Consider the following 22,661-nt stretch of genomic DNA (forward strand, 5'->3'; position numbering starts at 1 on the left):
CCGGCTTCTCCAAGGATCCTGAATGAACGTGACGGAAAATGAAAAAAGACGACTCGCAGCGGTTATACGGCTGGGGATCCTCGACACTCCGCCGGAAGAACGGTTTGAACGCCTTACCCGAATCGCCCGCCAGCACTACAGGGTCAGAACAGCGCTGTTCACGATACTGGATCACGACCGTCAGTGGTTCAAATCACATCAGGGGCTGGAAGTTACCGAAACGCCTCGCTCGGTAGCATTTTGCGATCACGCCATACGGCAGGATCATATTTTTGTTGTGGAAAATGCCTCCCTGGACCCACGGTTCCGAAACAATCCTTTTGTGGTGGGTAGCCCGCATATCCGCTTCTATGCAGGCGTGCCAGTGCGCGAGCCTGGCGGCTTCAAAGTCGGCACCTTGTGCATCATCGACGACAGGCCCCGGCAGTTCAGCGAGAAAGACCTGGATGTTCTCCGCACCCTGGCGACCATGGTGGAGGAGGAGCTGGAGCGCTCATACATTGAGTCGGATAAGAGCGAGTATGTACCTGTCTCCCAACTCAACCGGGCCATTCATCAGGCCCAGAGTGTATTCCTCACAAGCGACAATGAACGCTCGGCATTCAGCCAGATGCTCAATGACCTGCTCGCCCTCACGGGTAGCCAATTCGGGCTTATCGGCGAAGTACTGCATAAGAGCAACGGCGCACCGTTTCTCAAGGTAGGCGCTATTACCAACATCGCATGGAGCCCGGAAACCCAGGCCCTGTACCAGGACGTGGAACGCCGGGGCATGGTTTTTGATCGCCTGGACAATATTCTCGGGCTACCCATGGTGTCCGGCGAGACCATTATCTCCAACGATCTGTCCCAGGACTCCCGGCGCGGTGGCCTTCCTGCCGGGCACCCGACTATCAATACATACATAGGTATCCCGGTATTTTCCGGCGATACTCATCTTGGCATGATTGGCCTGGCTAACCGAGCCGAAGGATACTCCCAGAAGCTTGCAGACGAGCTGGCACCTCTGTCACAAACCCTCGGGAATCTGATCGAGCGTAAACGTCTGTACGAGGAGAAGGGCAGCCATAAAAGAGATCTTGAACTGGCCGCGAATTACGATGCGCTAACCGGTCTGCCCAATCGCCACCGGCTCACCGAATTATTTGAGCAGGAACTCTATGAAGCTGGCCAAAGAAATGGCCAGGTGTCTGTATGCTTTATTGATCTGGACGGATTCAAGAGCATCAACGACGAACATGGCCACGCTGTAGGGGATGCGGTTCTGAAATCCGTTGCCGAAAAGCTCAAGGCAACGGTACGCAGCCACGACATTGTGGCTCGCCTGGGCGGTGATGAGTTTGTGGCTATCCTGCGGGATGTAGGCGATGAACGGGTTTACGCACGCCTTCTGGATGCTATCCGGCAGCCCATCAACTTTCGGCACCATGTACTGCAGGTTTCCGGCAGTATGGGCGTTACGGTATACCCGGAAGATAACGTGGATTCTGATCTGCTCCTCCGTCATGCGGATCAGGCCATGTATGCGGCCAAGGAAACCGGCAAAAACTGCTACAAGATATTCGACCTTCAGTCGCACTCTTCCCGAAAAGAGCGGGTTCGGGTGCTGGAACAGATCGACACGGCCCTGCGCGAACAGCAGATGGAGCTGTACTACCAGCCCAAGATCTGTTTCCACCACCACTGTGTAAACGGGTTTGAAGCGCTCATTCGTTGGAACCACCCGAAAGAGGGTGTTCTTAGCCCTGCGCATTTCCTTGAGCATATTGAATACACCGAGCACGCGCGCACCCTGGGGAACTTCGTCATCCGCGAGGCGGTAAAGCAGCTTATGGCCTTTGCCCGGCAAGATCTTCCATACACGCTGAGCGTGAACCTGAGCCCCTGCCACTTCCTGAGCGAAGAGTTCAAAGACGATTTGTCGAGTACGCTGGAAGACTGCCCAATAGAGTTACGCAGCCGTCTCATTCTGGAAATTCTTGAAACCACCGCAATGGACGACACCGAAACGGCCATCAAGAACCTGAAAGCCAGCCGTGAACTGGGTGTGGATATTTCTCTGGATGACTTCGGAACCGGGTATTCATCTCTGGACTATTTCCGGCGACTGCCTGCGCAAGAGATCAAAATTGACCGTTCGTTCGTAATGGACATGTTGAGCGACCCAGACGACAGTATGATTGTAAGTGCTATCGTAAGCCTCTCGAAAAGCTTCAAGAGAAGGCTGGTTGCCGAAGGCATTGAAAATGCCGACGTTGAACGCAAACTGATTGACCTTGGCTGCGATCTTGGCCAAGGCTTTTTCTACAGCAAGCCTCTACCACTTCTGGAAGCCCTGCATTGGGCAAAACATTTCCGGTGGGAAGACAGGCTAACCGCTTAACGCCAACCGCGCAGGTACAAAAGGCGCGATACAGGAGATTAGAACATGATTGGATACGTCACCATTGGTGTCAGTGATATGGAAAAGGCCAAGAAGTTCTACACCGAACTTCTGGGAGATATGGGTGCGAAGCTCCTGCTGGATATGGGCCGCATCGCATTTATTGGTGAAAGCATGGATTCCCCGATGCTGGCGGTTTGCACGCCCTTCGACGGCTCCCCGAACCACCCGGGCAACGGCAATATGCTGGCCTTGCAGCCAGGCTCGAAAGAAGCGGTTGATACCTACTACAAGAAGGCCATTGAACTGGGTGCAACCTGTGACGGCGAGCCCGGACAGCGTATTCCAAACCAGTTTTATGGTGCCTATGTGAAAGATCCTGACGGCAACAAGCTGGCGTTTTTCCAGTTCGGCTAATCTGCTCAGCCTCAAGACTGGGATAGCGTTATTCAGTTGTCTCAGTCTTGAACCACCACTCCGGTAACAACCCTCGAATCTGCGGCTGCATAAAGCGGTCGTCAATCAGCCAGATCACCCCACGATCGTCCGGCGTGCGAATCACCCGGCCAGCGGCCTGAGCCACTTTCTGTAAACCCGGAATCATGTAGGTGTAGTCATAGCCGGCACCAAAGCGCTTGTGCAGGCGGTGTTTGAGAATCTCATGCCAGGCATCAAACGGCGGCAGGCCCAGGGTAGCCACAAACGCGCCAATCAACTGCTCGCCCGGCAAATCGATACCTTCGCTGAACACGCCTCCCAACACAGCAAACGCCACGCTACCGGATTCTTCCCGGAACCCTGCCAGAAACTCTTGTCGCTGCTGCGGGCTCATTCCCGAATGCTGCGAACGCTGAGGTACACCCGGGGCATTCTCGGCCAAAGCCGCACTCACTTGATTCAGGTATTTAAAGCTGCTGAAAAACGCCAAATAGTGCCCGGGGCGCTCCCGGTATTGATTCGCGATCAGTTCGGAAATTGGCAATATCGATGCCTCGCGATGAGCCTGCCGAGTGCTGATCTTTGGTGTGAAATGTACCTGTAACTGATCGGCACTGAAGGGGCTGGGCAAAGAGCTGAAACGACTATCCTTCGGCAAACCCAGCAAGTCCCTGTAATACACGCCGGGGCTGAGGGTGGCAGAGAACAGCAATACTGAGGCGGCGGCCTGAAATCGGTCCCGCAGGAAATCCGCCGGCACCAGATTCTGAATGGTAACGCTTGCCCGGCCCCGGCCTTCGCGGCGAAATTCGCACAGGGAATGGTCACCAAAGGAGTCCGCCAGCTTCATAAAGGCGACGGATTCAAACAACACTTCCTGCAACGCCAGATCCGGCGGGTTATCTGCAAAGTAATCTGACAGCCCGGATACCAGCCCTTGCAGGCTGCTGGTCAATGCTGAAGGCAGGCTGTCGAGAAACACCGGCGTATCGCCATTTTCTGAATGATCACGAATAACCCCCTGCCAAGCCCGGGCGGTTCGATCCAGATGGGGTTTCAGGGCCTTGGGTGCGGTTTTTCTCACCTTCAGCAGCCGTTGTTGATCCAGCTGTACCGAATACATGCCACGGCCCCGATCCACCAGGTTATGGGCTTCATCCACGAGAACGGAGGTTTTCCAATTGTTCTGCCGGGTGAGTCCATGAAGCAGGGCAGACTGATCAAACATCCGGTTCACATCGCCAATGATGACATCACACCAGCGCGCCATTTCCTGCGCCAAAAAGTAAGGACAGATATTGTGACCGACGGCGATCCTGGCCAGCGCCTTCTGCGTTAACGTTGTGCCCACCTGAGCGGCTTCGGCGCGGGCATCCGGCAAGCGATCAAAGAAACCCTTGGCCAGTGGGCAGGAATCGCCATGGCAGGCTTTGTCCGGATGTTCACAGGCATCTGACTTGGCCACCAGTTCCAGCGTGCGGAGTGGCCATATTTGCGGTTCTTCCTGCGCAGCCCGCAACCGTTCCACCGCATCCACCGCCAGCTGCCGGGCAGTGTTGCGGCAGGTGAGGTAGGCCAACCGGTCGTGTTTGGCTGTGGGCATGGCCATCAGCGCGGGGAACAGGGTGCCCAAGGTTTTACCCAAACCTGTGGGTGCTTCGAGAAGCAGCGTTCCACCTTTTACCGAGTTTTTATAAACCGTTTCAGCAAGCTGTCGCTGGCGAGGGCGAAACTGTTTGAACGGGAAACGCAGGCCAGCAAGGCGAATATCTCGCTGCTCCCGGTGGTGGACTTCCTGCTCGGCCCATAACCGGTAACGCCCGCACAGGGTTTCCAATTCCTGCCAAAGCTCCTTGGCAGTGGCGGATTCGGTCACCGGTGTTTCCCGGTTGTTGCCGATATTGAAATACACCAGCGACAGCTTCAGGCTTTTACGGCTTTCCTGCTTGCAGAGCAGGGCACCGTAGGCTCTTAGTTGGGCCCGATGCAACGCCCGTTGGTGGGGCCGGATTCTGGACAGGTCGCCCCGGTGGGTTTTGATTTCTTCCAGCAAGCCAGAGTGGGGGTTATACACATCGGCCCGGCCATACAGCTCTAGCCCCATGCATTCACCGGTAAGTGAATACTCGCTTTTGTAGCCATACCCACGTTTTCCCTGAATGGCTTGGTGGCCAAGAATGCCCTCTTCTCCACTGGGTGCCGGGGTGTAACGGAAGTCCAGATCACCTTCTCTCGCAGCAAATTCGCAAAGGGTTCGAACCGCCACCCTCATGTTGTTGCCTCGCTGTCTTGCCAGCGCAGGTAACACACGCTGGCGGCAATGCCCTTGCGGGCAAAGAAGTGTAGCCAGCGGATTTGATGATCCTGCAGTCGGTCGCCCGGGCCTTTTACTTCGATCATTTCATAACGGGTCTTATCTTCGTCGATTTGCGTCGAAAACTTGATAAGATCAGGGAAACCACTTCGATGTTCGCGTATATTCAATAAGATCCGTTCAAACATAAGCTGTAAGTCTGCGGCGGGAATTCTTTCCAGTGCCAGGTTCAGCAATTCTTCATCCAGCGCTGGCCAGGCAACAAAAGGATTAGTGATGCCCTGTTTGGCGGCGTAGGTATCCAGAATTTTCTGGCGATAGCTGCCATTCTTCAGTGCAGCAAAACACTCATCAAACGATGCTTGCCGGCGACTCACAAAATCCTCCCGCACCAGATCTGAGGGGCCGGTATGGAAGGGGTGAAAGAAGGCACCGGGAATGGCTTTGAATATCGTATGCCAGCACAGCAAGCCGAACAGGCCGTTGATCAGGGTGTTTTCCACATAGAACACAGGCGCTTCCGGCGTGGAAAGATGATCCCGAACCACTATTTCAACCGAGCCTGCAGTTTGCGGCAGGGTCAGTGTGAACTCCCGGATTTCAGGATTCACCAGCGCAGACGGGACCGGCTCGCCCACCTTTTTCGCCAGCCGCTTAATAATACGAGCCAAACCCTGAGCTTCGGCATCACTTAGCTCTCCATTTCCCCACTGAACGGCGATAGCCCAGGCTTCCTCAAAGCGTTTCATTCGCTCCAAAAGGCGCAACCGCTTTAATCCTGCTTCCCGGTGACCACTGCCGGCCAATGCCTGCAGCGCCAGCTCCCGATCACTCTGGCGCTCCGCCTGCCGCCCCAACTCGAGCAGCAGGCGATCACGGCGGCTGGTAAGCCAGGGGTTGTTTGTGGCTGCGGGAATATCCGCCCAAACCTCGACGGCTGGCGCGCCAGCATCCAGGCTCTCGCGACAATGGTGCATAGCCAGATAAGTATCCACCTCGCTGCGTTGAGAGAACGCCCGTGCTTCGGGGGTAAACTCCACCTGCTCATAGCGGTGATGGCCTAGCTCAACTAAAACAAAATCTGACCAGCTCTGGCGTAGGTTGCCGAAGAACATCAGGCGAATGCGATCGAACAAAGCCATGTAACTGACCTGCACCACAGGGGAAACCGCGTCATCAAACCACTCCTCCAGCCTGCGAGCATCACTATAGGTTTCCTGCAGGACTTCCTTCATTCGGGCTTTGGAAAGATTTTTGGCAAATCCGGCTTGCTCCAGTATTGGTGCAAAAGCCGTGCGCAATTCAGCCAGAGTGAACAGACGGAAAATGTCATCCAGAGCCAGCAGGGGATCGGCATCCAGCCAACCACCAGCAATCAACTCATCAAGCGCCTCCGCTTCCGGGCACCCCAACTCCGGGTAATTCAGCTTATCGGTACGGAACAGATCCCCTGTGCGCATCACCATGCGGGTCAGCAAGGCACGGGCAGCGCGAGGCAACTCAAAAAAATCGCGCAAACAGCCTCGCTCCGGCTCCAGCAGCAGATCCGAGTGATGGCTCGCCACCCAGGCGACTACCGTTTCCATGTTTTGCAGGTAGTACAGGGGGTTTTCAAGATCGGCCGAGGCAGGCCGAAGATGCTTAGTCATAAAACCAAAGCCTATTAGAACGACACAACCTGTCGCTACCCTCTATTATATTGTCCACTGCACCTGGTCTGATTCTTATACCAGTTGCGGTACTCTTTACTAGTTAGCGCCAGCACAATGCCCTGATCACGGTTGATACCATAATCCGATAAGGAAAAGCATGCCCGAACATTCTGCCATCACCCCCGGCTTTCACGCCGTTCACGCCAATCATCTGGAAGACCTGCGCCGGGCTGTGGTGTTTATCTGCCAGCAGAACCCGCTGCCGCCGCTACAGAGCGAGACCTTTCTGGTGCAGAGTAATGGTATTGCCCAGTGGTTGAAGCTGGCACTGGCGGAGAAGCGTTCGGAAGATGGCAGTGAAGGTGGGCTCGGAATCGCTGCTGGTATGGATTTTCTGTTCCCGGCACGATTTATCTGGCAGGCCTATCGAGCTGTGCTGCCGGATGGCGAAGTGCCGGAGCAATCTCCCTTTGATAAACGTCGATTGGTGTGGCGGCTGTACCGGCTACTGCCTGAACTGGTTCATACCGATGAAGTGTTTAATCCGCTGGCGCGCTTTCTGGAAGGCAGTGATCCGGATTTACGAGCATTCCAGTTGGCCGAGAAGGTAGCGGATTTGTTCGACCAGTATCAGGTGTTCCGTGCCGATTGGCTGGCCGCCTGGGAGCAGGGTCGGAATGTGGTGATCACTGCCCGCAGCGAAGAAAAGCCGGTTGAGGAAGACACTCTTTGGCAGCCGATGCTCTGGCGTAAGCTGGTGGAAGATACAGGCGCTGAAGCCCACACCAGCCGTTCGCAGATTCACACGCGGTTTATGACCGAAGGCCAGCGTATCACTGCGCCCGCTCACCCAAGCCGCTTGCCCAAACGCATTGTGGTATTCGGGGTATCCTCGCTGCCGCGTCAGGCACTGGAAGCTCTCTACGTGCTTAGTCGTTTCAGCCAGGTGGTGCTGTGCGTACACAACCCGTCGCAGTTCTACTGGGCGGATATTGTCAGCGACCGCGAGCTACTGAAAGCGGAGCGCAAGCGGGGCAAGGTTCACCAAACTCTGTCGAAGATTGAAGATGCTGACCAGCTGCACCAGCACGCCAATCCGCTGCTGGCCGCCTGGGGTAAACAGGGCCGGGATTACATTCGTTTGCTGGATGAATTCGACAATCCCGACGAGTACCGCGCCAGTTTCCAGACCCCGGATCAGAAGATCGATATCTTCTCCGAGCATGGCTCTGCGCAGGCGCCATGTTTGCTGCATCAGCTCCAGAACGACATCTACAACCTGACGCCGCTTCAGGAAATCCGGGACGAACAGCGCCAACTCGATCTGGCCCACGACCACTCCATCGCCTTCCACGATGCCCATAGCCCGCAAAGGGAAGTGGAGATTCTGCACGATCAGCTGCTGGCTGCCTTCAATGCAGATGCCACGCTGCGGCCCCGGGATGTGATGGTGATGGTGCCGGACATCAACATCTACGCGCCCCATATCCAAGCGGTGTTTGGTCGCTACACATCAGGCCTCAAGCGCCACATTCCCTTCACCATTTCCGATCAGGGCCAACGCCACCACGAGCCGGTACTGATTGCCCTGGAAACGCTCATGTCTCTACCCCGCAGCCGTTTCGGGGTGAGTGAGATCATCAGCTTGCTGGAAGTGCCAGGAATTCGCGATCGCTTTGAAATTGCCGAAGAGGAAATCCCCTTGGCCCGGCGCTGGGTTGAAGGCGCCAACATTCGCTGGGGTCTGCACGGTGCCCACCGGGAAAGCCTTGAACTGCCTGCCGGTCTGGATCGCAACACCTGGCAGGCTGGCCTGCGCTCCATGCTGCTGGGATACGGCATGGGTGACGATGAACCCTGGGCAGGAGTTCAGCCCTACGGGGAAATCGGCGGGCTGCAAGCCAGCCTGGCAGGGCGTCTTGGCGAGTTTGTGTATCGTCTGGAAACCCTGTGGCAAGAACTGCAGGCAAGCCGTGCACCTCAGCAATGGGAAGAACTCTTCTCGTCCATGCTGGAGCAGTTTTTCCACAAGGTGGAAGGGCATGACCTGTTGCTGCTGAACCGCTTTCGTCGGCAACTGGAACAGTGGCTGGAAGACACGCATGCCGCAGGGCTGGACGAGCAATCGTTACCGCTGAATATAGTGAAGGACGTATTGCTGGAAGGCCTGGACGAAGGCGGTCTGAACCAGCGTTTCCTGGCTGGCAAGGTAAATTTCGCCACACTCATGCCCATGCGAGCGATTCCCTTTCGCAAGGTGTGCCTGCTGGGCATGAACGACGGCGACTACCCCCGCTCACGGCCACCGGTGGATTTTGATCTGATGGCTCAGGATTACCGCCCGGGCGACCGCTCCCGCCGGGAAGACGACCGGTACCTGTTTCTCGAAGCCATGCTCTCCGCTCGCGAACAGCTTTATATCAGTTGGGTAGGGCGCAGCATCAAGGACGACTCGGAACGCCCGCCATCTGTGCTTGTAGGCCAACTGCAGGATCACCTGAACAGCCTGTGGCAGGTGGCTGGCCAGCCAGACGTTGCCGTAACCAAAGCACTGACGACCTGCCACCCACTGCAACCCTTCAGCCGCGACTATTTCCCCAAAGCCAACGGTCTGGGCGAAGGCGAAGGCGAGGGCGAGGGCGAGGGCAATCAACCAAAGCCTCTCGCCGAGGTGTTGGCCGCCCGCAACCTGTTCACCTATGAACACGAATGGCGCGGTGCCCATGGCAACGAAGCGGAAGAGCAGCGTGAACAGCAAACCGCCCTGCCATATCAACAGCCCGAGGAACCCATCACCCTCAACGATCTGGCCGGCTTTCTGAAAAAGCCTGTGGATACCTTTTACCAGCGTCGCTTGCAGGTGCGCTTCGAGGATGTGGAAGACGACGACACGGATAACGAAAACTTTGATCTGAACGGTCTCGACCGCTGGCGTCTGGACACCGAACTGATTGAGCAGGGCTTGCTGAAAGCCAGTAACGAAGAAGACCTGCACGAACGCCTGGAAAGCACGCTGGATCGCATGGCGCGACGTGGCGACCTGGGTATGGGCGTCACCGAACACAGATTGCGTAGCGACCTCTCCGGCCGTTTGCCAGATCTGTTCCAGCGCTATCAGAGCGCTCTGGCCGAGTGGCCCGAGACGATCAATGAGCCGATACCGTTTGAGTACAGGCTGGCCAACAGCACCGGATCGGTAGAGGTGCTGGACTTGATTAACAACCTGCGCCGCAACCACGAAGGCAATGCCTGCCGCATGGTTATCGCCGGTTCCAGCCTGCTCACCGGCAGCGGTAGCAGCAAGAAGCTTCGCTACGCCAACCTGATGCGGGATTGGGTGATTCATCTGGCGGGGCAACTGACAGCACAACCCTTTGAAACCCTGATTCTGGGCAAGGAAGAAGGTCGCAAAGTCCGCTTTGCACCTCTGCCCAAGGAAACTGCCGCCAAGCATCTGGACGCCATACTGGCCCATTGGATAGATGCCAGCACCCGCGCCTTGCCACTGCATTGTGAGGCCGGCTTTGCCTGGATTTACAGCTTCTACCAGAGCAAAAAGTTCCTAGGTGATCACGAACGCGCCATCAGCGATGCCCAACAGGCTTACACCACGGCCCTGGAGCGGGACACAGGTTATCTGCGCGGCGCCTTCGAAAGTGCTGAAGCCTTAATAGAAAGCGGCGAATTTGAAGCCTTGTTGCACGCGCTTTATGTGCCTCTTTGGGAAGCCGAACAGGACAAATCCGCTGCCGGTCAGATTGAGGGCAAGCTATGACGGCTATCACCGTGACGAAAAACCCGAACCTTGACCCACTCGCTCTGCCCCTGAACGGCAGCAGCCTGATTGAGGCCAGCGCGGGTACCGGAAAAACCTTCACCATCGCCATTCTGTACGTGCGTTTTGTGCTTGGCCACGGACAACCCGAAGACAGCCCGCTGGCTGCCGGCATGCTGCCGCCCAACCTGCTGGTGGTCACCTTCACCGACGCCGCCACCAAGGAACTGCGTGATCGTATCCGCACCCGACTCACGCAAGCGGCCGAGGTGTTTTCCAGCAACGGGGAAAGCCTCCAACCCACGCCGGAAACCGCACTGATCCATCAGCTCCGGGATGACAGCTACCCAGACCCGGCAACCTGGCCGGACTGCCGCAAAAAACTCCTGCTGGCCGCCGAATGGATGGACGAAGCTGCGGTGTCCACCATTCACGCCTGGTGTAACCGGATGCTGACTGAGCATGCGTTCGACAGTGGCAGCCTGTTCCGCCTTTCTCTGGAAACCGATCAGAGCGAGTTGCTCGATGAAGTCGCACGGGACTACTGGCGAACCTTTATCTACCCGCTGTCGCCGGTACTGATGGACGAAGTGCTGAGCCACTGGAAAACCCCGGACAACCTGCGCGCCTCTGTGCATAACCTGCTTGGCGATGCCGATTCCTTTGAAGTTGCCACCGACGATGTTAAGCAAGCCATCGAAGCCACTGTGCAAAAGCGCATGGAACTGGCTCAGGCTTTGAAAGAATACCCTTGGGCAGACTGGAAGCCTGAAGTCACCGACATGCTGATTGCGCTCAACAAGAGCAAGCGCCTGCACGGTGGCAGCATGAAGCCGATGATTGCCGCTTGGGACAAACTGCTGGATTGGGTCGCTTCCGATGAGCTCTACCCGGAGGGTCTGGACAAGACCGGTTTCCAGAACCAGACACCAGACATACTCCCGACAAAACTCAAAGGCGAGGGCGATGTACCCCATCATCCCGCTTTTGATGCCATTGCAGAGCTGATCGAGTTCAGCCAGAGCCTGCCCAGCGCCGAGGCTGATATTCTTCGGCACGCCAGCCGCTGGATTGCAGCGCGGCTGGAATCGGAAAAACAAAAGCGCTCGGAAATGGGTTTTGATGACCTGCTCACACGGCTGGACGATGCCCTGCATGGCTCCCGTGGCGATCAACTGGCGGCCACCATTCGCCGCCAGTTCCCGGTGGCGCTGATCGACGAGTTCCAGGACACAGATCCTGTGCAATACCGCATCTTCAACCGCATTTACCGGGTTGCAGAGAATCACCCGGATACCTGCCTGCTGATGATTGGCGATCCGAAGCAGGCCATTTACGGCTTCCGCGGCGCCGACATCTACACCTATCTGGACGCCCGCACCGGTGCCCGAGACCGCACCTGGACGCTGGGCCGCAACTTCCGTTCGTCCAAGCCCATGGTGAAAGCGGTCAACCGGGTGTTTGAACATGGCGACCTCAACAGCCCGGAAGGTGCCTTCCTCTTCGGCAAAGGCGATACCTCACCCCTGCCATTTCAGGGGGTAGACGCCAACGGCACCAAGCGCCTGTGGTCGGTGAATGGCGAGGTACAGCCCAGCCTCACCCTGTGGTCACTGGAAAGCGATCAGGTAGACAAAAATGGCAATCGTAAAGGTCTCGCGAAAGGCGCCACCACAACGGATATGGCCGAAACCTGCGCCAGCGAAATCGCCCGACTGCTGACACTTGGCCAACAAGGGCTGGCAGGATTTGCTCTGGAAGAGAACAAAGGCGACCTGGAGCCGGTTGAACCCAAAGACATAGCCATTCTGGTGAATAACCGCAACGAAGCCGCTGCTGTGCGAGATGCGCTGGGCCAAAGGCGCATTAAAAGTGTGTACCTGTCTGACCGGGATTCGGTGCTTACCTCGCAAGAGGCAAAAGAAGTGCTGTGCTGGCTCAAAGCTTTTGCCGAGCCGCGGCAACTGGCCTACGCCCGCGCGGCGCTGGCCACGCCCACGCTCGGCTTACCCTGGCGCTATCTCGACCAACTGTTGACCGACGAGATGGCGCTGGAGCGGGAGATTGATCGCTTTATGGGCTATCAGAGGCAATGGCAAAGCCAGGGTGTACTGCCCATGCTGCGCAGCTTCCTGATGGACTTTGATGTACCCGGCCGTCTGCTACAGCGCCCGGAAGGCGAACGCCGTCTCACCGACATTCTGCACATTGCCGAACTCTTGCAACAAGACAGCCTGCAACTGGATGGCGAACACGCCCTGGTACACCACTACACCCAGATTCTGCGGGCGGCAGACGAAGAAGACGAACACCGCACCCTGCGCCTCGAAAGCGATGCCGGCCTGGTGAAGGTGATTACCGTGCACAAATCCAAAGGTCTGGAATACCCCTTGGTGTTCCTGCCCTTTGGCACAGCCTTCCGCGCTCAAAGTGAAAGACAATCCTTTGTTCGTTATCACGATGACAACGCAAAGCTGATCACTGTGTTCGACCCCACACCGGAAGACGTTGCCCGAGCAGATCAGGAGCGGTTGGGCGAGGATATCCGCAAACTCTACGTGGCCCTTACTCGCGCCCGTTTCGCTACTTGGGTCGGCGTCGCCGAGATTGATAACTGGCATCTCAGCGGTCTGGGTTATCTGCTGGGTGGAGAGCCTGCTGTGCAACACCCGCTGAGTGACGCGCTGAAGCATCTGGTTGATGGCCACACAGAGTTATGTACAGAGGCTCTGCCAGAAGCTACCGGGTTACGTTATGCAGAAGAAGCGCCCGCAGCACTCGGGCCAGCGCTGATCTCAACCCGCGAAGCCCGGGAAGACTGGTGGATTGCCAGCTACTCCTCACTGGAATACACCGGGCTTTCCGGCACAGGTATAGCCTTCGCCGGTGAGGTAGAAGACGCCGAAACCCAGAACCTGCTGGAAGAGGGCGCCCACAACCCTGAGGATGAGGACGCAAGCATTTCACTCAGCCACAGCCTGCACAGCTTCCCGAAAGGCGCAGGCCCCGGAACCTTTCTGCACGATCTACTGGAGTGGTGCGTACAACAGGGCCTGCAACACATTGTGGATAACCCCGAACACTTGCGTGAGCAGCTCACCCGCCGTTGCAGCACGCGAGGCTGGACTGATTGGGTAGATACGCTTGAACACTGGATACTTGCGCTCATTCGCCAGCCACTGCTGTTGAACCGCAGCGGTGGTGAAAGCGTCAGTCTGGCGAGCCTGGGCACCCTGCGCCCGGAACTGGAGTTCTGGTTTGAGAGCCGTAACGTAAGCACCCGGGCCATGGACAAACTGGTGACCCAACACACCCTCAACGGCGCGGACCGACCGCGAGTGGACGACGGGCGCTTCAACGGCATGTTGAAAGGCTTTATTGATCTGGTGTTTGAACACAACGGGCAATATTACGTGCTGGACTACAAATCCAACTATCTTGGCGATAACGACAGCGCCTACACAGATCAGGCCATGGGCGAGGCGATTCTGGATAAGCGCTACGACCTGCAATACATCCTTTATCTGCTGGCCTTGCACCGCTTGCTGAAAGCCCGCCTGCCGGATTATGACTACGACCAGCACATAGGCGGTGCGGTGTATCTGTTTTTGCGCGGCGTGAATGCGCCGGGGGCAGGGGCGTTTACCGACAAACCACCCAGAGAGTTGATTGAACAACTGGATGCCATGTTCGACGGCAAGGCAGTCCCCGGGGAGGTGGCGGCATGAGCAAAACTCGGAATACCGATAATCAATTTGCCTTTGATCTGGATGGAGCCATTGATGCGGTTAAGACACCGCCAACATCTCCCAGCAAGGACACTCGCCTTGCTTTAGACCAAACCGAAAATGTTCTGGAGCTTCTGGATAGCTGGCAGCAAGCTGGCTGGATTCGCCCGCTGGACGTGCGCTTTGCCCGAGTGATTCAGGATCTTTCAGAAGAGCAGGGTGAAGCACCGCAACCGCTGGTTTTGCTACTCGCCGCACTGACATCCCATCAGGTTGGCCGGGGCCATGTATGTGTGGATCTGGCCGACCTGATAGCTGATGCGAACAGTACTCTCTCCCTCCCAACGGAGGAGCAAGAAAACGCGGATAGCAACCTCAATGGCCCCGAAGAAGTACTGGCTCGCGTATCCACGGAACAATGCCTGGACGCTCTGGGTATGGCGCTGGCGGTAAGTGATGGCTCACACACCACACCCCTTGTATTGAGTGGTACTCGCCTCTACTTGCGCCGATTCTGGCGTTACGAACAGAAAATTGCCGCCGGTATTCTGCAGCGTCTGGCGCAGCCATCTACCCTGACTGACCCGTCTTCACTGGCTGCAAAAACACTTAGCAATGCCTTGAACGTTCTGTTCAAACCACAGGGTTCTGCGGGCTATTCGGTTGACTATCAAAAGCTCGCCTGTGCCCTGGCGGCCCGTAATCGGTTTGCTGTTATTACTGGTGGCCCCGGCACCGGAAAAACCACCACAGTAGTAAATTTACTGGCCGCCCTGCAGTCCGTCGCAGGTGAATCTGCCGAGCGCGAGGGGCGCAAATACCGTATTCGCCTGGCAGCACCCACAGGCAAAGCCGCGGCCCGGCTCAACGAATCCATCGGCGGTGCCGTCAGCCGTCTGCCCCTGGCGCAGTTACCGGGGCAGGTCTCTCTGGCGGACATTCCCACCAAAGTAACCACGCTCCATAGACTGTTAGGTAGTCGCCCGGACACCCGCAAATTCCGCCACAACCGCGACAACCCGCTGCTGGTGGACATTCTGGTGATTGATGAAGCCTCCATGGTGGATCTGGACATGATGGCGTCGGTGTTCGACGCCCTGCCCGCTAACGCCCAACTCATTCTGCTGGGCGATAAAGACCAACTGGCCTCGGTAGACGCCGGCGCTGTGTTGGGTGAATTGTGCCAGCGCGCGCCAGACGGACACTATCTGCCAGAAACTGTGCAGTGGCTGAAAGCCATAACCGGCACCGACATCCCGGCAAGCCTACAAAACTCTGAAGGCCAGCCGCTGGATCAGGCCGTGGCCATGTTGCGCAAGAGTTACCGCTTTGCCGAAGGCAGTGGCATTCGCCAACTGGCCGAAGCGGTCAACACCAACACCTTGAACGACAGCATGCTTCAGCAGGCCCGCAGCGCCGGTTTTGAGGATGTGGTGTGGCTGAATGGCGGTACCAACAAACCCTCTCTGGAAGACGCTCAGGTGCTCATCTGCCGCCATGCGGTCAGTGGTAGCCCAGAAGCTTTCCACAATAACGGGGAAGGGCGAATCGATGGCAACAGCCAGCCCCTGCCACCACCAGTAGGCTATCGTCACTACTTGTCGCTAATGCAGGATCACTGCCTGGACAGCAACAGCACAACTGCGAAGTGGGATGAACTGGCAAGATCGGTATTACAGGCCTTCAGCGATTTCCAGGTGCTCTGCGCCCTGCGCCGCGGCCCTTGGGGCGTGGAAGGGCTCAACGAGCTGATCGCCGACCACCTGCTCAAACAAAGGCTCATTCCCCGCGCCGAAGGTTGGTACGCCGGGCGTCCGGTGCTGATTACCGGCAACGATTACAACTTGGGCCTGATGAACGGCGATGTAGGCATTACCTTCAGCCTGCCCTGGGGCACCGACGATCAGAACAATGACGCACAACCTCAGCCAGTATTGCGCGTGGCCTTTCCAAGCAGCGATGGCAGCGGCGATATCCGCTGGATATCACCCAGCCGACTGCAGCAACTGGAAACCGTGTACGCCATGACGGTTCACAAATCCCAGGGCTCAGAATTCAATCACACCTGCCTGGTGCTTCCCGACCGCCTAAGCCCCGTGCTCACGCGGGAGTTGGTGTATACCGGCATCACCCGTGCAAGAAATTGGTTCAGCCTGATAACCGGTGATGCCAGCGTGTTCTCGGAAAGTGTGGAGCAGCGGGTGGTTCGGGCTTCGGGGTTGGCTTCGGTTTTGTCTCGGTGATTTCCTGTTTCGAAAAATCATGATGTAACACATTTGTTCGGGCGAGCCTCCGGAAGCGACCTACGAAAACCTGGAGCGCCAGGGATGGCGCGACGGAGCCCTACAGGGACGTATTTACGGGCGTTTTTCGTAGGTCGCTTCCAGAGGCTGGCTTGCACCAAATCTGATCCCAGGGAAAATCAGTCTCACGTGGGATTATCATCCTCACTGTGCTGTTGTTGCAGCCACAATCTGGCGTAGTAGCCATTCTGTGCCAGCAACTCGCTGTGCCCTCCGCTCTCCACAATCTGGCCATGATCCATTACGAGAATGGTATCGGCATCACGCACTGTGGAAAGGCGGTGGGCGATGACCAGCGTAGTGCGCTGACGGCTGACTTCGTTGAGGGCATCCAGGATTGCCTGTTCGGAGATGGAATCCAGTGATGAGGTGGCTTCGTCGAGAATCAGCAACGGTGGGTTTTTCAACAGCACGCGGGCAATGGCAACGCGCTGTTTCTCACCGCCGGAGAGTTTCAGGCCGCGCTCGCCCACTTTGGTGTCGTATCCTTCTGGCAGGCTGCGGATGAAGTCTTCCAGGCGCGCCTGCTTTGCAGCATGGTGTACCTCCGCTTCGGTAGCCTCCGGCCTGCCGTATGCGAGGTTACTGTACAGGGTGTCGTTGAACAGAACGGTGTCTTGCGGAACCACTCCGATTGCTGAGCGCAGGCTGTCCTGGCTAACCTCGCGAATGTCCTGGCCATCAATGGTGATGCTGCCCTTATCCACGTCAAAGAATCGGAACAGCAGGCGGGCGAGGGTGGATTTACCTGCTCCGCTGGCGCCCACAACTGCCAGTGTGTGTCCGGCTGGTATAGTGAAGTTCACATCCTGCAGAATCTGTCGATCTGAACGGTAGGCAAAATGCACGTGATGAAAGCCTACCTCGCCTTTATCAACTGTGAGCGCGGGAGCCCCTGGGGCATTTTCAATGGCCGGTGCCTCGCCGAGCAAGCCAAACAGCCGCTCCACATTTACCAAAGACTGACGAATTTCTCGATAGACAAAACCCAAGGCATTCAGCGGAATAAACAGTTGGAGCAGGTAGGCGTTGATCATGGTGAAATCACCAAGGGTAATAACCCCACTGGCCACTTCTCTCACGGCCATCACCATCATGGTTATCATGGCCAAACCAATGATCAGTGCCTGGCCGGAGTTGAGAGCCGCCAGAGACAGGCGGTTTTTCAGGCGTGCTTTCTCCCAGCCTTCCAGATTCTCGTCGTAAAGCTCGGCTTCGAATTTTTCGTTATTAAAGTATTTAACGGTTTCGTAGTTGAGCAGGCTGTCGATGGCACGGGAGTTGGACTGATTATCCCGGGCGTTGGCCTCACGAACGAACTTGGTTCGCCACTCCGTGACTCTGATAGAGAAAACCACATACACCACTACTGCGATGAGGATGGCAAACACATAGCTGGCGTTAAACGCCACAAACAAAATGCCCGCCACCATCAGGATTTCCAGCAGGGTGGGCACTATATTGAACAGGGTAAAACGTAGCAGGAAGCTGATACCCGTAGTGCCTCGCTCTATGTCCCGGGCCAGCCCTCCGGTTTTGCGATCGAGATGGAACGCCAGTTCGCGGTCGTGCAGATGGCGGAACACCCGTAGCGATACCCGCCGCATGGCGCGCTCGGCGACCCGCGCAAACACAGCATCCCGCAGCTCACCGAACAGCGTGCTGCTAAACCTCAAGGTTCCGTAGGCAACCACCAGCACCACGGGAATCCATAGTAACAGCTCAGCCTCGCGGCCCTGGTCCAGATAATCCACAATGTATTTCAAGGCCACAGGCGTTGCGACCGTCGCCAGTTTTGCCAGTATCAGGAAGGCAACAGACAAGGCTACTCGCCCACGGAATTCGGCAAGATAGGGCCAGAGCCCGGCGATCACTTTCCAGTCAGGTTTGTGGTTAGCGGGGTAATCACTGTCAGCATAAGCGCGCAAGGGACTTCCTTCATTTTTACGGAGAGGACAAGCGTATGATAGGGCTTGTGAATATTACTGCACCTCAACTTCAGGAGTCACATCATTAACACACGTCATCGGCAGGCCCTGAAACTGATAATCGGCTTTATTCTTCCCTATCGCAAAGCGGTTGCCGGCGCTTTGGTGGCACTGGTCATTACTGCAGGTATCACGCTCGGTTTGGGGCAGGGCCTCAAGATTCTGGTGGATCAAGGCCTGGCTACGGAATCCCCGGCCAACCTTGCCCGCGCCGTTGGGCTGTTCTTTATCTTGGTGTTGGGGCTCGCCTTTGGTTCTTTCGCACGCTTCTATCTGGTGTCCTGGATTGGCGAGCGCGTGGTGGCCGATATCCGCAAGCAGGTGTTCAATCATCTTATTGATCTGCACCCGGGGTTTTTTGAGCAGAACCGTGCTCTGGAAATACAGTCACGATTTACCGCCGACACCACAGTGCTGCAATCGGTCATCGGCTCAACCGTCTCCATTGCCCTGCGCAATGCTCTCATGCTGGTGGGCGGCCTGGTTTTGCTGTTCATCACCAATGCCAAGCTGGCCGGGATTATCCTGCTGGGGTTTCCTCTGATTATCGCGCCTATCCTGTTTTTCGGTCGACGCGTTCGGCAGTTGTCGCGGCTAAGTCAGGACAGAGTTGCAGATGTGGGCAGCTACGTGGGTGAAAACCTCACGCAGATCAAAACCGTTCAGGCCTTCAACCACCAACCCCATGACCAACAGTTTTTTTCTGAAGTTTCCGAACGGGCTTTCGACATCGCCCGCGCCCGCATAAAACAGCGTGCCTGGTTAACCACCTTGGCCATTTCTCTGGTGATGGGCGCTGTCGGTGTTGTCATCTGGATTGGCGGTCTGGATGTTATCCACGGCCGCATTACCCCGGGAGAGTTGGCCGCATTTCTGTTTTACAGTTTGTTGGTGGGCGTAGCGGCAGGCGCAATCAGCGAAGTCATTGGTGAGCTGCAACGGGCTGCTGGCTCCGCTGCACGGTTGTTTGAACTGCTCCAGACAAAACCGGCATTCATCCGGCCGGCAGAACAAGCAAACGAGTTCCCCGGGGCCATTACCGGCGAAATTTCCATCGAGGGCCTTAATTTCAGCTACCCCGGCCGGAGCGAACACCCGGCACTGACCGATATCTGTCTGCACGTTCGTGCCGGTGAAACCCTGGCGCTGGTTGGGCCTTCCGGTGCAGGAAAGTCCACCTTGTTTGATCTGCTGTTGCACTTCTATCAGCCCGACAGCGGTACCATTCACATTGACGGAACAGACAGCGCCACAGTTTCCCTTGAAGCGCTACGCAGCTGCTTTTCGCTGGTACCCCAGAACCCCGCACTGTTCCATGGCACCGTGGCCGACAACATCCGCTACGCACGCCCGGATGCCAGCCAGGCGGACGTTGAAAAGGCTGCACGCATTGCCCACGCCCATGAATTCATCGAGAAGCTGCCTGAAGGCTACAGCACGCAACTGGGCGATGCAGGGCTAGGGCTATCTGGTGGCCAAAAGCAACGGCTGGCTATTGCCCGTGCGCTGCTTGCTGATGCCCCAATACTGCTGCTTGATGAAGCGACGAGCGCGCTTGATGCTGAGAGCGAGAGCCTGATTCAGCAAGCCATGCCGGCCCTGACATCCGGAAGAACTACCCTGGTGATTGCCCACAGGCTTGCCACCGTGCGTGATGCTGACCGTATTGCCGTACTGGAACAGGGGCGCCTTCTAGCCGTCGGCACCCATGATGAGTTGATGCAAGGGAATGAACTTTACCGGCGTCTGGCCGATTTGCAGTTCCGGGAGCAACCGGTGGATTAATTTATTCCTTGCTGTCAGTTTGTGTCATTCCGTTCTACTCCCTACACTGAGGAACGAGATTGTTACTATCAGAGACACAGGGAGAATGGCAAAGTGAGCAACAAAGAACTTCAGGCACTCAAAGAACGCTATGTTGCAGCAGGCGTTGCGAGCCCAAATAAGCAATTTGCTGACCACGCAACCAACGCAGAACTGTGGGACGCTGACGGCAAACGTATGATCGATTTTGCCGGTGGTATTGGTGTTCTCAACATCGGCCACCGCCACCCGAAAGTAGTGGCAGCGATCAAAGCCCAACTCGATAAGCTGATGCATACCTGCCAAACGGTTATGCCCTATGAGGGCTATGTGCGCCTGGCGCAGAAGCTGAGCGAAGTCACTCCGGTTAAAGGCCATGCCAAAGTAATGCTGGCCAACTCCGGTGCGGAAGCACTGGAAAACGCCCTCAAGATTGCCCGAGCGGCCACTGGTCGCACCAACGTCATCTGCTTCAACGGCGGTTATCACGGCCGCACCTTTATGACCATGGCAATGAATGGCAAGGCAGCACCTTACCAGACCGACTTTGGCCCCATGCCAGGAAGCGTATTCCGCGCACCTTATCCTGTTCCGTATCACGGGGTTACAGAGGAAGAAGCACTGCGTGGCCTGCAGATGACTATGAAAGCCGACTCTCCGGCAAACCAGACTGCTGCCATCGTGCTCGAACCGGTACTGGGCGAGGGTGGCTTTTACGCAGCACCCACCAGCTTTCTTAAAGCACTACGGAAAATTTGTGACGATAACGGCATCCTGCTGATTGTGGACGAAGTTCAGAGTGGCTTTGGCCGTACCGGCAAGATGTTTGCGCTTGAGCACAGTGGTGTTGAAGCTGACATCATTACCATGGCGAAAAGTATGGCTGACGGTATGCCAATCTCAGCAATTGTTGGTACCGACAAAGTCATGGACTCGTCCGGGCCCAACTCGTTGGGCGGCACCTATACCGGCAGCCCGACTGCCTGTGCGGCTGCCCTTGCTGTATTCGAGGTATTCAAGGAAGAGGATATCCTGGGCAAGAGCATACGCCTTGGCGAAAAGCTGAATCAGCGCTTTACCCAGTGGCAGGAGCAGTTTACCCATGTGGACAACGTACGTGGGCTGGGGCCCATGGCCGCATTCGAAATGGTTGAAAGCAAGGAAAGCCGTAAACCAATGCCCGAAATGGCTGCAGCAATTACCAAGAAAGCCCAAGAGAAGGGACTGATCCTTCTTAGCTGTGGCATGTTTGGGAATACCCTGCGCTTCCTCATGCCGGTAACGATCGAGGACAGTATCCTTGAAGAAGGCTTGGCGATCGTTGAAGAGTGCCTGAAAGAAGTCGGCGCTTGATACCTTTTGTTTGATCCATTTGTGAAGCAAGCCGAACCTCCGGGTTCGGTTTTTTTATGGCGTTCGTCGTATACTGGCCCGAGCAGTTTCACTAATCAGGCAGAGCCATGACCGCACCAAATACTACCGCCGTGCCCGACCACAAACCCAGACCTTGGGTCGATCTTCTGGTCAGCATTATCATTCCATCCGTTATCTTGATGAAGTTCAGTGGCGACCAGCATCTTGGCAGTGTCAACGCCCTGATCCTGGGCCTGGCCTTTCCACTAGGGTGGGGCCTTTTCGAGCTGATTCGTTACAACAAAAAGAACTTTATAGCCTTGCTGGGCCTGGTAAGCGTGGGTCTAACAGGTGGTATCGGCTTGCTGGAACTGGATGCCGGCTGGCTCGCCATAAAGGAAGCAGCTATTCCCGCAATCATTGGTCTAGCGGTGCTTACCTCAACACGCACGAAATACCCCCTGGTTCGCACGCTCCTCTACAATCCCAATGTGCTCGATGTCGATAAAATTCAGAAGACCCTGGAAGAAAAGGACCAGGTAGAAGAGTTCGAAGGGCGCCTGCTCAATGCCAGCTACTTTTTTGCCGGCACCTTTCTGTTTTCTTCCATCATGAACTACGTTCTCGCCCGCTGGATTGTCGTCAGCCCGTCCGGTACCCAAGCGTTCAATGAAGAGCTTGGAAGGATGACTCTGGTGAGCTATCCGATGATTGCCATCCCCTCTATGGTGATGATGATGCTCATTTTCTATTATCTTTGGAGAACCATCCGCAGGCTTACGGGCTACACCCTGGAAGAAGTCATGGCGCCTCATTTGGCGGAGAAGGAAAAAGCCAGGTAATCAGCTTCGTATGACGGAAGATAATGCAGTAATCCAGTGAGGCACCCGGTTTTCAGGTATAAAAAAAGCGGCCACAGTGGGC

General features: G+C 56.4%; 11 protein-coding genes. 8 read left to right on the top strand and 3 right to left on the bottom strand.

Features of this window, described 5'->3' with window-relative positions; translation table 11 throughout:
- The first annotated feature begins 22 nt into the window (after positions 1 to 22).
- Both FFI61_RS12525 and FFI61_RS12530 read left to right on the top strand, forming a co-directional pair.
- Positions 23 to 2,383 carry an EAL domain-containing protein gene (locus FFI61_RS12525; protein ID WP_200370812.1) on the top strand — a complete coding sequence of 787 codons (2,361 nt, stop codon included), beginning with the start codon at positions 23 to 25 and terminating at the stop codon, positions 2,381 to 2,383.
- A gap of 45 nt (positions 2,384 to 2,428) precedes the next feature.
- Positions 2,429 to 2,800, top strand: coding sequence for a VOC family protein (locus FFI61_RS12530; protein ID WP_200370813.1), 372 nt, complete (start codon positions 2,429 to 2,431; stop codon positions 2,798 to 2,800).
- 28 nt (positions 2,801 to 2,828) lie between these two features.
- Here FFI61_RS12530 and FFI61_RS12535 read toward each other — a convergent pair whose 3' ends face one another.
- Positions 2,829 to 5,093 carry an ATP-dependent DNA helicase gene (locus tag FFI61_RS12535; protein WP_200370814.1) on the bottom strand — a complete coding sequence of 755 codons (2,265 nt, stop codon included), beginning with the start codon at positions 5,091 to 5,093 and terminating at the stop codon, positions 2,829 to 2,831.
- Entirely contained in the window at positions 5,090 to 6,784 is a 1,695-nt protein-coding gene (locus FFI61_RS12540) for a VRR-NUC domain-containing protein (RefSeq protein WP_200370815.1), read from the bottom strand. The genes FFI61_RS12535 and FFI61_RS12540 overlap by 4 nt, the downstream gene beginning before the upstream one ends.
- Before the next feature lie 160 nt (positions 6,785 to 6,944).
- On the opposite strand from FFI61_RS12540, the gene recC reads away from it, so the two are divergent.
- The 3 genes from recC to recD are packed head-to-tail and all read left to right on the top strand — an operon-like array spanning position 6,945 to position 16,533.
- Positions 6,945 to 10,562: an exodeoxyribonuclease V subunit gamma gene (gene recC / locus FFI61_RS12545; RefSeq protein WP_200370816.1), complete on the top strand. Its 3,618-nt coding sequence runs from the start codon at positions 6,945 to 6,947 to the stop codon at positions 10,560 to 10,562.
- Positions 10,559 to 14,290, top strand: a complete 3,732-nt coding sequence (gene recB, locus FFI61_RS12550; protein WP_200370817.1) for an exodeoxyribonuclease V subunit beta — start codon at positions 10,559 to 10,561, stop codon at positions 14,288 to 14,290. The genes recC and recB overlap by 4 nt, the downstream gene beginning before the upstream one ends.
- Positions 14,287 to 16,533 carry an exodeoxyribonuclease V subunit alpha gene (gene recD / locus FFI61_RS12555; protein WP_200370818.1) on the top strand — a complete coding sequence of 749 codons (2,247 nt, stop codon included), beginning with the start codon at positions 14,287 to 14,289 and terminating at the stop codon, positions 16,531 to 16,533. Before recB ends, recD begins: the two co-directional genes overlap by 4 nt.
- Positions 16,534 to 16,718: 185 nt before the next feature.
- Here recD and FFI61_RS12560 read toward each other — a convergent pair whose 3' ends face one another.
- Entirely contained in the window at positions 16,719 to 18,521 is a 1,803-nt protein-coding gene (locus FFI61_RS12560) for an ABCB family ABC transporter ATP-binding protein/permease (protein WP_200370820.1), read from the bottom strand.
- Between the two features lie 108 nt (positions 18,522 to 18,629).
- Here FFI61_RS12560 and FFI61_RS12565 point away from each other — a divergent pair, with 108 nt between their 5' ends.
- From FFI61_RS12565 to FFI61_RS12575, 3 genes are all read left to right on the top strand, one after another.
- Complete coding sequence (locus tag FFI61_RS12565; RefSeq protein ID WP_200370938.1) at positions 18,630 to 20,366, top strand: ABC transporter transmembrane domain-containing protein; 1,737 nt, start codon at positions 18,630 to 18,632, stop codon at positions 20,364 to 20,366.
- Between the two features lie 93 nt (positions 20,367 to 20,459).
- Positions 20,460 to 21,737, top strand: coding sequence for a 4-aminobutyrate--2-oxoglutarate transaminase (gene gabT / locus FFI61_RS12570; RefSeq protein ID WP_200370825.1), 1,278 nt, complete (start codon positions 20,460 to 20,462; stop codon positions 21,735 to 21,737).
- 107 nt (positions 21,738 to 21,844) lie between these two features.
- Positions 21,845 to 22,579: a VC0807 family protein gene (locus FFI61_RS12575; RefSeq protein ID WP_200370826.1), complete on the top strand. Its 735-nt coding sequence runs from the start codon at positions 21,845 to 21,847 to the stop codon at positions 22,577 to 22,579.
- The last annotated feature ends 82 nt before the right edge of the window (positions 22,580 to 22,661 follow it).

The sequence above is a fragment of the Marinobacter sp. DY40_1A1 genome, from assembly GCF_016597815.1.
In the GTDB taxonomy this organism is placed as follows: domain Bacteria; phylum Pseudomonadota; class Gammaproteobacteria; order Pseudomonadales; family Oleiphilaceae; genus Marinobacter; species Marinobacter xiaoshiensis.

Coding starts and splice junctions, on each gene's coding strand:
- FFI61_RS12525 (WP_200370812.1), top strand. CDS start 23: ATGAACGTGACGGAAAATGAAAAAAGACGACTCGCAGCGGTTATACGG.
- FFI61_RS12530 (WP_200370813.1), top strand. CDS start 2,429: ATGATTGGATACGTCACCATTGGTGTCAGTGATATGGAAAAGGCCAAG.
- FFI61_RS12575 (WP_200370826.1), top strand. CDS start 21,845: ATGACCGCACCAAATACTACCGCCGTGCCCGACCACAAACCCAGACCT.
- FFI61_RS12535 (WP_200370814.1), bottom strand. CDS start 5,093: ATGAGGGTGGCGGTTCGAACCCTTTGCGAATTTGCTGCGAGAGAAGGT.
- FFI61_RS12540 (WP_200370815.1), bottom strand. CDS start 6,784: ATGACTAAGCATCTTCGGCCTGCCTCGGCCGATCTTGAAAACCCCCTG.
- recB (WP_200370817.1), top strand. CDS start 10,559: ATGACGGCTATCACCGTGACGAAAAACCCGAACCTTGACCCACTCGCT.
- recC (WP_200370816.1), top strand. CDS start 6,945: ATGCCCGAACATTCTGCCATCACCCCCGGCTTTCACGCCGTTCACGCC.
- recD (WP_200370818.1), top strand. CDS start 14,287: ATGAGCAAAACTCGGAATACCGATAATCAATTTGCCTTTGATCTGGAT.